The sequence below is a fragment of the Cellvibrio polysaccharolyticus genome, assembly GCF_015182315.1.
Taxonomy (GTDB): domain Bacteria; phylum Pseudomonadota; class Gammaproteobacteria; order Pseudomonadales; family Cellvibrionaceae; genus Cellvibrio; species Cellvibrio polysaccharolyticus.
Genome location: NZ_PRDL01000001.1, coordinates 3,903,258 through 3,915,995 on the forward strand (window position 1 = coordinate 3,903,258; position 12,738 = coordinate 3,915,995).

A 12,738-nucleotide genomic window follows, 5' to 3' on the forward strand; every position below is an offset into this window, starting at 1 on the left:
AAAAAAACCCGCGACCAGCGCGGGTTTTTTCAAAAACGAAACACTTATTCCGGTGCAACGTCCTGAGCAGGAGCAGCAGCGTTGCCGCTTTCTTCTGCAACCGCTTCCTTGATAGAAAGCTTGATACGGCCGCGCTGGTCTACGTCGAGACACTTGACGCGTACCACTTGGCCTTCTTTCAGGTAATCACCAACACTGTTGACGCGCTCTTCAGCGATTTGTGAAATATGTACCAGACCATCTTTACCTGGCAGGAAGTTCACAAACGCACCGAAGTCTACGATACGTACTACAGTACCTTCGTAGATTGCACCGATTTCCGCTTCAGCAACAATGCCTTCAACGCGCAGGATAGCGGCTTTCAGGTTTTCAGAGTTGTCAGCGTAAATTTTAACCGTACCGCTGTCATCGATATCGATAGAAGAATTGGTTTCTTCAGTGATAGCGCGGATGGTAGCGCCGCCTTTACCGATGATGTCGCGGATCTTGTCCGGATGAACTTTGATGATTTCAAAACGCGGTGCGTTATCGCTGATAGTTGCGCGCGCTTTGGAAATCAATTTGTTCATTTCAGAGAGAATGTGCAGACGGGCATGCAGTGCTTGCTCCAGTGCAATTTCCATAATCTCTTCGGTGATGCCTTCGATCTTGATATCCATTTGCAGTGCAGTTACACCGCTGGCGGTACCGGCCACTTTAAAGTCCATATCACCCAGGTGATCTTCGTCGCCCAGGATGTCGGTCAGTACAGCAAAGCCGTTAGCTTCTTTTACCAGACCCATTGCAATACCGGCTACCGGTGCTTTCAGCGGAACGCCCGCATCCATCAACGCCAGGCTGGCACCACACACGGAAGCCATGGAGCTGGAACCGTTGGATTCAGTAATTTCGCTCACGACACGCATGGTGTACGGAAAGGTGTCATCGCCTGGCAACATGGCGGCAATACCACGACGCGCCAAACGGCCGTGACCGATTTCGCGGCGACCGGTAGCGCCCATACGACCACACTCACCTACCGAGTAAGGAGGGAAGTTGTAGTGCAGCATAAAGCCGTCTTTACGCTCACCTTCCAGTGAGTCGATGATTTGTGCATCACGGGCGTTGCCCAGTGTTGCTACAACCAGCGCCTGGGTTTCACCACGAGTGAACAGGGCAGAACCGTGTGCTTTTGGCAGAACGCCAACTTCCACTTCGATCGGGCGAACAGTTTTGGTGTCACGACCATCGATACGCGGCTCACCGGCAACAATGCGTGAACGCACGATGGAGGATTCCAGGCCGCTGAAAATTTCTTTTACTGCATCGGCACTGTAACCGCTGGTTTCAGTAACCAGCTCGGCAATAACTTCAGCACGCAGCGCAGACAAACGACCGTAACGCTCTGCTTTGTCGGTAATACGGTAGGCTTCGCCAATACCATTGCCAAAACGGCTTTGAACCAGGTTTTTCAGTTCGGTATTTTCTGCCGGAGCCTGCCAGTTCCAGGTTGGCTTGCCAGCGTCACGCGCCAGTTCCTGACACGCTTGAACAACGATTTGCATTTCCTGGTGAGCGAACAATACCGCACCCAGCATGATATCTTCCGGCAGTTCTTTAGCTTCGGATTCAACCATCAGCACCGCATCTTTGGTACCGGCAACAACCATGTCCAGCTCTGACGTTTCCAGCGCTTTAAAGGTCGGGTTCAAGATGTAACCGGCGTCTTCGGTGTAAGCTACACGCGCTGCACCGATAGGGCCGTTGAACGGAATACCGGAGATAGCCAAAGCTGCAGAGGTACCGATCATCGCAGCGATGTCCGGATCGTTCACCTTGTCAGTAGACATAACGGTACAAACTACCTGAACTTCGTTCAGGAAACCTTCCGGAAACAGCGGACGGATTGGACGGTCAATCAAACGTGAGGTCAGTGTTTCTTTCTCGGAAGGACGGCCTTCGCGCTTGAAGAAACCACCTGGAATTTTACCAGCGGCATAGGCCTTTTCCTGGTAGTGTACAGACAGCGGGAAAAAGCCCTGGCCTGGCGTCGCTTCTTTAGCACCAACCACGGTACACAGCACCGCGATTTCGCCCATTGTAACCAGTACAGCACCGGTAGCCTGACGAGCAATACGTCCGGTTTCCAGGGTTACTGTCTGATCGCCATATTGAAATTTCTTAATAATCGGATTCACTCTTCTATCCTTTATTTGCGTTAATTTTTACGCGCCGTTAACAACAATTTTTACTGTAATTTCCAAATAAAAATAATTTTTTTGTTTTGTCTTTAACAATAATCCCGGGGAGATTATTGAACGTGCCTCTCCGTTACCATTGATACACGTGTGAGAAATCATGAGCTTGCGGTGGTGATATTTTTCACCAATTCAAACGCCCGGCTTTAATACTGCAAAAGCCTGATAATTCGCGGGATGAATACATTATCAAAAATAAAAGTGCCCGCAGAGCGGGCACCGGGAAAGCAACGATTAACGACGCAGACCCAATTTTTGAATCAGTGCAGTGTAACGCTCAACGCTTTTGCCTTTCAGGTAGTCCAGCAGCTTGCGACGCTGGTTAACCATACGAATCAGACCACGACGTGAGTGGTGATCGTGCTTGTGATCAGCAAAGTGTTCTTGCAGTTTGTTGATGTTGATAGTCAACAAAGCAACCTGAACTTCCGGAGAGCCGGTATCGCCTTCAGCTTGTTGATACTCTTTTACTACAGCAGCTTTTTCAGCAGCACTCAGTGCCATGATATTTTCCTCATCCAATATGCTTGAAAGTTACGGCCATCCCCGTGCATATTTACAGGTTGGCTATGGCGACAACCCCGAAAGGTAGCCTGCCGTTTTTTACCGAAAGAACGAATTCGTCCAGTAAATAGTTGCCAGTCAATGAACCTCAGGTTCCCTGATTGGCGATTATGCGTTTTGGCGCGACACGCCCGTCTTCTGTGATTTCGCCCAGTCCGAGAAAGCGTTGTTCGCTGTCCTCATCGGCCTCGCAAAAGACCCGTACAATATCACCTTGGTCACCTACGCGATAGACCTGCGGATCCATTACCGGGTTCCCCTGGCGGAAGTACCAGGCGCTTTGCGTGGGCAAAATTACTGCTGGCAGCGAGGCGACCGGGGCATCGGCCGGCAGTAACAACGCGTCCATGGCGGCGTAATCTTCCTGCTCGGCCAGCACTTCCAGTTCTGCAATATCAACCGTTTCCTGCTCTGCAAAAGCGCCGGAAGCCGAACGGTGCAAGTGCTTCACGTGTGCACCGCAACCCAGCGCAAAACCGAGGTCTTCGGCGATAGAGCGAATGTAGGTGCCTTTGCTGCAATGCACTTCTACATCCACTTCTGCGGCGGGGCCGTCACGAAAATCAAGAATTTCCAGACTGTAAATGGTAACCGGGCGCGGCTTGCGCTCGATTTCCACGCCTTGCCTGGCCATTTTATACAGCGGCTGTCCCTGGTGCTTGAGCGCCGAAAACATGGAAGGCACTTGCAGGATGTCGCCTTTAAACGCTTCCAGCTCGCGTTCTACCATGGCGCGGGTAATGCCATCGGTAGCCACTTCACTGATAACAGCGCCATCCGCATCGCTGCTGTCGGTTCTTACACCGAGACGGAAAGTACTGCGGTAACGCTTGTCGGCATCCAGCAAAAATTGCGAAAACTTGGTAGCTTCGCCAAAACACAGCGGTAATACACCGGTTGCCAGCGGGTCAAGGCTGCCGGTGTGGCCGGCCTTTTCCGCAAAAAACAGTCGCTTGGCAATTTGCAATGCCCGGTTGGATGTCATGCCGGTGGGTTTGTGCAATAACAGCACACCATCAATCGGACGACCTCTTCTTTTTCGTGCCATCAATTGCGCTCTTCGTTACTGTCGTCAGTGGCATCCTGCGGGTGCTGCTGGTCTTCAGCAATCGCCCGGTCAATCAGGAAGGATATTTCCTGGCCACGAATCGCGGTTTTGTCGTAGATAAATTGCAAACGCGGTACGGTGCGCATGCTCAACTCTTTAGCCAGAAACGAACGCAGGAAACCCGATGCCTTGTTCAATACGGCAGCGGCTTCCAGACTTTCGGCTTCGCTTTCAGAACCCACAAAGGTGACGTACACCCGGGCGTAAGCCATATCGCGGGTTACTGTCACATCATTGATGTTGACCATGCCGATGCGTGGATCGCGAATTTCCTGGGGAATCAGTTGTGCCAGCAAGCGCTGAATGGCATCCGACACGCGGTCGGAGCGGGTAAATTCTCTTGGCATACTCTGCAAACCTCTTTAATTTTTTGCCATTTTTTCAACCGGCAAAAATAACAACGCCCCGGATGCTGCAAAGCAGCCCGGGGCGATCAGTGACACGGGTCAGATTACAACTGACGCGCCACTTCCTTCACTTCGTAAACTTCGATCTGATCACCGACTTTAACGTCGTAGTTTTTCACACCGATACCACATTCCGTACCGTTACGAACTTCGTTAACGTCATCTTTAAAGCGACGCAGCGATTCCAGTTCGCCTTCAAAGATCACCACGTTGTCACGCAGTACGCGGATCGGTTTGCTGCGGTATACGGTACCTTCAACCACCATACAACCGGCAACCTGACCAAACTTCGGTGAGCTGAACACTTCACGCACGTTGGCAATACCAACGATGGTTTCAACGCGCTCCGGATCCAGCATACCGCTGAGTGCCGCTTTGATTTCGTCCAGCAACTGATAAATGATGCTGTAGTAACGAATATCAACACCTTCGTTTTCTGCCAGGCGACGGGTAGTCGCATCAGCACGTACGTTGAAGCCAACAATGATAGAACCGGTGGTCAACGCCAGGTTCACGTCGTTTTCGGTAATGCCGCCCACACCGGAGGACACCACGTTAACCTGAACTTCTTCGTTACCGATGTCGCCCAGTGAAGCCAGAATCGCTTCCAGACTACCGCGCACATCCGCTTTAACCACTACAGGCAGGGTTTTCTTCTGACCTGCATCCATACCGGCAAACATGTTTTCCAGTTTGGAGGCTTGCTGACGAGCCAGCTTGTCCTGACGCTCTTTCTCGGCACGGAACTGGGTAACTTCACGCGCTTTACGCTCGTCACTCAGTACCACGAAATCATCACCGGCACTTGGCGCTACGTCCAAGCCCAGAATTTCTACCGGAGTAGACGGGCCTGCATCGCGCACTTGCTGACCGCGTTCGTTGCTCATGGCACGTACGCGACCGTAGCTTTGACCAGCCAGTACCAGATCACCGTGCTTCAGGGTGCCGGATTGTACCAGCAGGGTTGCAACCACACCGCGGCCTTTATCAACACGCGATTCGATCACAACACCTTTTGCCGCGGCATCAACCACAGCGGTCAATTCCAGCACTTCTGCTTGCAGCGAAACCGCTTCGAGCAGTTCTTCAATACCTTGACCGGTGTGTGCAGATACTTCGATAAACTGGGTGTCACCACCGTAGTTTTCCGGAATAACGCCTTTCACAACCAGTTCGTTTTTAACGCGATCCGGATCGGCAGACGGCTTGTCACATTTGTTGATAGCAACAACCAACGGCACGTTAGCAGCACGAGCGTGCAGAATCGCTTCTTCGGTTTGCGGCATGACACCGTCGTCCGCAGCAACAACCAGAATAACAACGTCAGTTGCGCGGGCACCACGAGCACGCATGGCGGTAAACGCGGCGTGACCAGGAGTATCCAGGAAGGCAATTTCGCCACGGCTGGTAGAAACGCGGTAGGCACCAATGTGCTGGGTAATACCACCGGCTTCACCGGCCGCTACGCGTGATTCGCGAATGTAGTCGAGCAGCGATGTTTTACCGTGGTCAACGTGACCCATAACAGTAACCACCGGCGCACGGGTAACCGCATCACCTTCTACTTCCAGCGACTGGGCCAGTTCATGCTCAATCGCATCGCTGCTGACCAGCACCGGGTTGTGACCCATTTCTTCAACCAGCAGTTGCGCAGTTTCCTGATCCAGACTCTGATTGATAGTGGCCATAGTGCCCATACGCATCAGCTGCTTGATCAATTCACCGGCTTTGATGGTCATACGCTGCGCCAGATCAGCAACAGTGATGGTTTCCGGAACTTCTACATCGTGCACAATTTTTGCCGTCGGACGTTTGAATGCGTGTTTGTTGGATGCCTTGTGGTGCGCACGCATGGTTTTGCGGCGAGCCAGCACGTCGGTATCTTCACCATCGTCAGTATCAATATCCAACAGTTCCTGCTTGGCCGATTTTTTCGGCGTAGCGGTTTTTCTGGAAGACTTGCCAGCACGCTTGGAGTGCTGCTTTTCTTCTTCATCAAGGTCACCACCTTCGCGGCGAACTTCTTTCTTACGAGCAGGATGCTTGCTGTCATCCTGTGCCGCAGCCGCATTTTGTGCGGGCTTGGGCTTGGCCGGTGCAGCAGCGTTAGCTGCCGGGCGAGCTTTGTTTTCAACCGGAGCAGCGGCTTTGGCGGCGGCTTTTTCCTGTTCTACGCGACGCGCTTCTTCTTTGGCAACCAGGTCAGCTTTACGCTGCGCTTCTTCTGCCATACGACGTTCCTGAGCGGCACGACGTTTCTCTTCAACACCATCGGTGAATGAAGTGCGAATTGGCTGAATCGGTGCAGGTGCTGCGGGCTCTTCTGTCGGAGCAGCAGGTTCGGCTTCAACAACCGGCGCTTCAGCAACTACTTCAGGTTCCGCAACCGGTGCAGGTGCCGCTTCAACTTCCGGCGCGCTTTCGATAGCTTCAACCGGTTCTGGTGCGGCGGCTTCCACGTTTACCGCTTCGTCATTTTCGTATGTCAGTTCTTCATCACCGTCAACAGAGTCGGACAGTTGATCATTTTCATCACGCTTGACGTACGTTTTCTTCTTACGCACTTCAACATTGACCGTCTTGCGAGCAGCACCGGATCCGGTTTTGATCGTGGTGGTGGTTTTACGTTGCAACGTAATTTTCTTTGGCTCGGTAGTAGACTCGCCGTGGCTGGTTTTCAGGTATGCCAGCAGCTTCTGCTTCTCGTCGTCAGAGACGAGTTCAGTTGCTGATTTCTGTTTTAACCCGGCTTCCTGCATTTGCTTCAGCAGGCGCTCAACCGGTGCCCCAACAGAGTTGGCGAGTTCACTAACTGTTACTTCTGCCATTGTTTTTCCTCAGTATTTTTTCATTGCCCTTACAACGGATAATCTGGCAGCAGTTAAGCAAACCAGGGCTCACGGGCTTTCATAATCAGCGCAGCAGCGCGGGTTTGATCGACGCCTTCGATGTCCAGCAAATCATCAATCGCCTGCTCAGCCAGATCTTCCATGGTAATGATGCCCCGTGCCGCCAACGCAATCGCAAGCACCTGATCCATACCTTCCATATTCAGCAGGTCTTCTGCCGGTGCAACACCTTCCAGACGCTCTTCGGAAGCCAGTGCCTGAGTCAGCAGCGCATCTTTGGCACGCGCACGCAATTCTTCAGCGATGTCTTCATCAAAACCGTCAATGGCAAGCATTTCTTCAAGAGGTACATAAGCTACCTCTTCCAGCGTGGTGAAACCTTCTTCCACCAGTACCGCAGCGATATCTTCATCCACGTCCAGGGCGTTAATAAACACCTGAATGTAGCTGCCGGATTCTGCTTGCTGCTTGGCTTGCCAATCAGCAACGCTCATCACGTTGATATCCCACCCCGTCAATTCGCAAGCAAGACGAACGTTTTGGCCACCACGACCAATTGCCATTGCCAGGTTGTCTTCATTCACAGCGACATCCATGGAGCCGGCATCTTCATCAACAACGATGGATTCGATTTCTGCAGGAGACATGGCGTTGATAACAAATTGCGCCGGGTTATCGTCCCACAGCACGATATCAACACGCTCGCCGCCCAGTTCGTTGGAAACTGCCTGTACACGTGAACCACGCATACCCACACAGGCGCCCACCGGATCAATACGACCATCGTTGGTTTTTACTGCAATTTTTGCACGCAGACCAGGGTCGCGCGCCGCGCCTTTGATTTCAATCACTTCTTCAGCGATTTCCGGCACTTCAATTTTGAACAGTTCAATCAGCATTTGCGGACAGGAACGGCTCAGAAATAATTGCGGACCGCGTGATTCGGTGCGTACATCCAGCAGCAGTGCACGAACGCGATCACCCATGCGGAAAATTTCACGGCCAATTAACTGGTCGCGCGGCAACAGACCTTCAGCGTTATTACCCAGATCAACGATGATGCTGTCGCGGGTTACTTTTTTAACCGCACCGCTGATCAACTCGCCCACACGATCGCGGTACTCATCAACCATTTGCGCACGCTCGGCTTCGCGAACTTTTTGCACGATAACCTGTTTGGCAGTTTGTGCAGCGATGCGACCAAATTCGGCGTTTTCAATTTTTTCGCGGTAAGTGTCGCCAACTTTCAGCGCGGTATCTTTTTCGTGAGCTTCTTCAGTTGTGAATTGAGTGCCCAGTTCAGCCAGCACATCATCAGCAACCACATCCCAACTACGAATGGTTTCGTAATCACCGGTGGTGCGATTAATTTTCACTTCAATGGTTGAGTCTTCATCAAAACGCTTTTTGGTTGCGGTCGCCAGAGCAGTCTCGATCGCCAGGAAAATCAGCTCCTTGTCGACGCCCTTTTCATTGGACACCGCATCAGCGACCAGCAAAATTTCTTTGTTCATTTGATTGCCTCTGTTAACTCATCAAGCTGACTCTCTGCAATGACCGAGTCAGAACGTGTCCGGGTTTGTGCCCAACCGCAAAACGGCAGGCACGCTTGATTACTCTGGAAAACTAAAACGGGGAATAATGTTTGCTTTATCAATCGCATCAACAGCAAGAACATACTCTTTGCCATCCACTGCGAGCCGCACATCGTCACCGTCAACAGCCATAATGGTGCCTTTGAATTTGCGACGGCCATCGCGCGCCAGACGCAGACGGACATTAATTTGTTCACCTACATAGCGAGCATATTGATTAGCGTTATACAGCGGGCGATCCATTCCCGGTGAAGAAACTTCCAGGGTGTATTCACCTTCGATAGGATCTTCCACGTCCATGACGCTGCTAACCTGGCGGCTGACTTTTTCGCAATCTTCCAGAGATACACCATCCGGACCATCAATAAATAAACGCAAGGTGGTGTATTTACCTTGCGTCAGGTATTCAAGACCCCACAATTCACACCCGAGCGATTCTGCCACCGGTGCGATGAGAGCCTGTAATTGTTCCTGTTTGGATGCCATAGCATAACCACCCGATCCACGACTATCCGGACGGCAGGCCGGAAAAGATCCACAAATAAAAAATGGGCACCAGGCCCACTAACGATTCTTGCTTGATCCCCGCCAGAGATACCTGGCCGGAAAACAAATACAAAAAAGCCCCTTAAAGGGGCTCTTGGTGCTGTTGAACTTTTCAACAGCAGTATTTGCAGGCTTTAGCCTTTATTGACCCCGAGACTTACACATGTGCACTGTTCAGCGGACATCAACATCAAAACTGGTTGCGGGGGCTGGATTTGAACCAACGACCTTCGGGTTATGAGCCCGACGAGCTACCAAGCTGCTCCACCCCGCGACTGAAACTCATTTGAACATCTGCTCAAGTGAGGACGCGAATTATAGGGACGATGCTTGCACCCGTCAAGAAGAAATTTCAAAAAAATCAAAGATATCGCCAAACCTCACCGTCTGGCTTACTTTCCCGGCAAACCCCATCGCCCAGAGCACAATGTGCTTACCGGAACACTTTTGCCCTGACGCCTTAAAGAAGGCGGGCTTGTTCACGCGCGACGATAAAGAAAGAACAGACTCGGGCCTGAGCGGCGAGGACGATATAAAGAAGTTACAACGTTACACAACACCATGAAACACGGCGATGCCGTAACTGAATACACTTAACAGTGTGAGCACCAACAAAATGACACCCAACAATACCCAGCCACGAAAGGGTTTTCGCTCGACCTGATTAACACCCTGACGAATAACCTTATTAACACGACGCTGGTCTTCCGGCGACAGGCTGGCTGGCATTGTTATTATTCTCCCTTAAAGAAGGCTTAAACCCGACTGTCGAGAAAGCTTCCCGGTGCCGGCTTTGAATTACCCCAGACGCCCATATCGTGAAACCGGCGATTGAGCGCAAGCCATTGTTGATGGGCCGATTCGGCCAGGGCTTTATTGGCCTCTTCATCCTCGGCAGCAGGCGCCGCTGCAATCGTTTCGGATGCTTCGGATTCTTCCACCGTGATTGCCGAGGAGGACGCCGAGCGCTCGGGCTCCGCAACCTTTTCGGTTTCGCGGGTCATGATTTGGGTAAGTGCTTCCATCTCCATGCGCGCAGCGGCTGCGGCTACAAGACGATCCTGCTGTGACATTTCTGCCGGGGCTTGTGCAGCGCGACGCACTTGACGCGCCTTGGCGAGGGTCGCCTCGGGATCACCGGGAATAGCACCGGTGCTGATGGATACTTCGCCGCCCACCGCATAAGCCACACCGTCCGGACCACGTTCATAGGTATAAACCGGGCTGCCTGCATATTGCCCGCCGACCGCTGCATGCGCCTGCTCATGGGCGCGCACTTCCCGGTCCCGGGCGACCAGCACTTCAATAACCAGGCGGTCTTCCTGTTCCTGCTGTTGTTGCACTTCCTTTTTAAGCGCTGCTTCAGCGTCAGCATCCACATCGCCCGCAGATGACCGGGAATGTTTGGGCGAACGCTGTTCATCGGGGTAATCGGGGTGATCTTCAGGAAGACGACGGTTTTGCAGATAACCGCTTTCAGCGGCTTCTTCGAGGGATTTGAAGGTGGAATTTTTAAGGTCGGGGGTTTCCTGCCCTACCGGCTGTCTGCCCGGTAGAGCAAAAGGGGTAATCGCGTTGGCATAGACCGGAGGCAGTTGGCCAATCATGATTCAGCACTCAGGCACGCACATCCAGCAAACTGCCCAGCGCCTGATCCGCGGTTTTGACAACCTTGGCCGAGCTGTCAAACAACGTTGACTGCACAACAAGGTTCACCAACGGTGTAGCAAGATCGGTTGCACCGGCTGCGGCTGGCGCTTCAGCGATTTGCCTGGCAGAGGCAGTCATTTCTGCCTGGCTGCGCTGCATGCCGATAAGCCCCTGATTAACCCATGCACCACTGTTACTGATTTCCATCATTGCATCCTCGCGCCAATTCTGTTTTCAGTCTAAGCCAGTTTTCGGTCAAAAAACAGGCATTGTTGCCGCTTTTTTTATTTTGGCAGATGAATACAGAGAGAAAGAAACCGGCGGCAAGGCGTTTTGCCGGTCAGCGAACCGCCGAGCTATCTGTAGAAATCAATGATGACGCCGGCAGAACACCGGCTGCCTGCTGGATGGCAGAGATTTGTTTGACCTGCTGGTAAACACGGGTAGCGGTAAGGTTCAGTCCACGCACAGGCAAACCGGCCTCGCGCAACGCATTGACACTCCAGGTATTGCAGTTACTGAGCAGGCCATAACGCGGCGCGGCAAGATAAAAAACGTTGTCATTGGCTTTGGTTGGCTCAAGAAAAACTACATTGCCATTTTCATCGCGGGCGATGCTGCGCTCAACAAAAGTGGCCAGGGTTTTCATACCTTCGTCGGTAACCGCCACCAGGGTGTGATTTTCCGCGACCAGCTCTGACCAGGGCTCGTAGTTGTAGGCGAGCACCTGCAAGGCGGAATAACCGGATGCGAAAAGCGCCCGGGTGGCGCCAGTCCAGTGTTTGTTCTTGCCGGTGAAGTAATCGCCATCGCCCCAACCCAGTCGCAAATACTGCTGGTCATGAAAGTCCTGCTGCAAGCGGGGGCTCCAGTGTTGCAAAGCCGCCGCTGGCACAATGAGACTGGTGTGCCAACCGGTTTGCACCACATGAATAATATGCGGCGCATCCTTCACCGGTATCGCACTGACCTGCGGTTGACTTGCACAACCGATTAAAGAGAGCCAGCAGACCATCAACCATCCTCTTATGAATAAGTCGGATATGAATGAGCGGGACAACATAGTGCTTAACCGGGCAGCAAGGCGCTAATTTGCTCACTATCGAGATCCGGCACAAACGCCGCCGGCGATTCCTCCCCCTCACGCCAGGCAAGCCGCCCCAGGCAAGGTGCACCCAGACGCTGTTCCAGCGTAGCAACATTCTCATCCTGACAAGGCATTTCCGGATCGACATGGTTGGCCACCCAACCCGCCAGCGTCAGCCCGTCGCGGCGAATGGCTTCGGCGGTCAACAGCGCATGGTTAATGCAGCCCAGCCGAATACCGACCACCAGAATAACCGGTAATTGCAGCACCCGCGCCAGATCTGCCAGGGTTTCAAAAGCGTTGAGCGGCACTCGCCAGCCACCGGCACCTTCTACCAGAGTGAGATCAGCCTTGCCCAATACGCCACGGCAAAAACCGGCCAGCCGATCCACCGAGAGGCGGCGGTTTTCCCGGGCGGCGGCAATGTGCGGGGCGATGGCGGCTTTTAAGGCTATCGGGTTGATTTGTTCGTAGAGCAATGGCTCGGTGGTTACCGCCTGCAAGCGTAGCGCATCATCATTACGCAGGCCTTCGGGGGTTTGCTCGCAACCGGCAGCCACCGGTTTTACAGCGGCGGTGCGCAAACCGCGATCCAGCGCCGCTTGCAATAACACAGTGGAAAACAGGGTTTTGCCAACACCGGTATCCGTACCGGCAACGAAATAGGCGCGATGTCTCACAAATACTCTCCGGGT

At 52.8% G+C, this 12,738-nt stretch carries 12 protein-coding genes and 1 tRNA gene; all 13 read right to left on the reverse strand.

Annotation, left to right across the window (positions count from 1 at the left end):
* Window positions 1–44: 44 nt before the first annotated feature.
* Entirely contained in the window at window positions 45–2,177 is a 2,133-nt protein-coding gene (gene pnp, locus C4F51_RS16470; RefSeq protein WP_193911663.1) for a polyribonucleotide nucleotidyltransferase, read from the reverse strand.
* 294 nt (window positions 2,178–2,471) lie between these two features.
* Window positions 2,472–2,741 (reverse strand): 30S ribosomal protein S15, encoded by a 270-nt coding sequence (gene rpsO, locus C4F51_RS16475; RefSeq protein WP_193911665.1) that lies wholly within the window; start codon window positions 2,739–2,741, stop codon window positions 2,472–2,474.
* A gap of 148 nt (window positions 2,742–2,889) precedes the next feature.
* Window positions 2,890–3,849 (reverse strand): tRNA pseudouridine(55) synthase TruB, encoded by a 960-nt coding sequence (gene truB, locus C4F51_RS16480; protein ID WP_193911667.1) that lies wholly within the window; start codon window positions 3,847–3,849, stop codon window positions 2,890–2,892.
* A complete protein-coding gene (rbfA, locus tag C4F51_RS16485) occupies window positions 3,849–4,256 on the reverse strand; it encodes a 30S ribosome-binding factor RbfA (protein WP_193911669.1) in 408 nt (135 codons plus the stop codon). Before rbfA ends, truB begins: the two co-directional genes overlap by 1 nt.
* Before the next feature lie 104 nt (window positions 4,257–4,360).
* Window positions 4,361–7,144 carry a translation initiation factor IF-2 gene (gene infB, locus C4F51_RS16490; protein WP_193911671.1) on the reverse strand — a complete coding sequence of 928 codons (2,784 nt, stop codon included), beginning with the start codon at window positions 7,142–7,144 and terminating at the stop codon, window positions 4,361–4,363.
* A 53-nt stretch (window positions 7,145–7,197) separates the two neighbouring features.
* On the reverse strand, window positions 7,198–8,679 hold the full coding sequence (gene nusA / locus C4F51_RS16495) for a transcription termination factor NusA (RefSeq protein ID WP_193911673.1): 1,482 nt from the start codon (window positions 8,677–8,679) through the stop codon (window positions 7,198–7,200).
* A 99-nt stretch (window positions 8,680–8,778) separates the two neighbouring features.
* Entirely contained in the window at window positions 8,779–9,246 is a 468-nt protein-coding gene (gene rimP, locus C4F51_RS16500; RefSeq protein ID WP_193911675.1) for a ribosome maturation factor RimP, read from the reverse strand.
* Between the two features lie 257 nt (window positions 9,247–9,503).
* A tRNA-Met gene (locus C4F51_RS16505) sits at window positions 9,504–9,580 on the reverse strand.
* Between the two features lie 275 nt (window positions 9,581–9,855).
* A complete protein-coding gene (locus tag C4F51_RS16510) occupies window positions 9,856–10,035 on the reverse strand; it encodes a DUF3094 family protein (RefSeq protein ID WP_193911677.1) in 180 nt (59 codons plus the stop codon).
* Window positions 10,036–10,061: 26 nt separating this feature from the next.
* Entirely contained in the window at window positions 10,062–10,913 is an 852-nt protein-coding gene (locus tag C4F51_RS16515; RefSeq protein WP_193911679.1) for a putative metalloprotease CJM1_0395 family protein, read from the reverse strand.
* Window positions 10,914–10,923: 10 nt separating this feature from the next.
* The gene (locus C4F51_RS16520) at window positions 10,924–11,163 is read right to left on the reverse strand and encodes a hypothetical protein (protein ID WP_193911681.1); all 240 of its coding nucleotides are present in this window, start codon (window positions 11,161–11,163) and stop codon (window positions 10,924–10,926) included.
* 133 nt (window positions 11,164–11,296) lie between these two features.
* The gene (locus tag C4F51_RS16525) at window positions 11,297–11,971 is read right to left on the reverse strand and encodes a DUF2459 domain-containing protein (RefSeq protein ID WP_193911683.1); all 675 of its coding nucleotides are present in this window, start codon (window positions 11,969–11,971) and stop codon (window positions 11,297–11,299) included.
* A gap of 53 nt (window positions 11,972–12,024) precedes the next feature.
* Window positions 12,025–12,723 (reverse strand): dethiobiotin synthase, encoded by a 699-nt coding sequence (gene bioD, locus C4F51_RS16530; protein ID WP_193911685.1) that lies wholly within the window; start codon window positions 12,721–12,723, stop codon window positions 12,025–12,027.
* Window positions 12,724–12,738 lie beyond the last annotated feature (15 nt).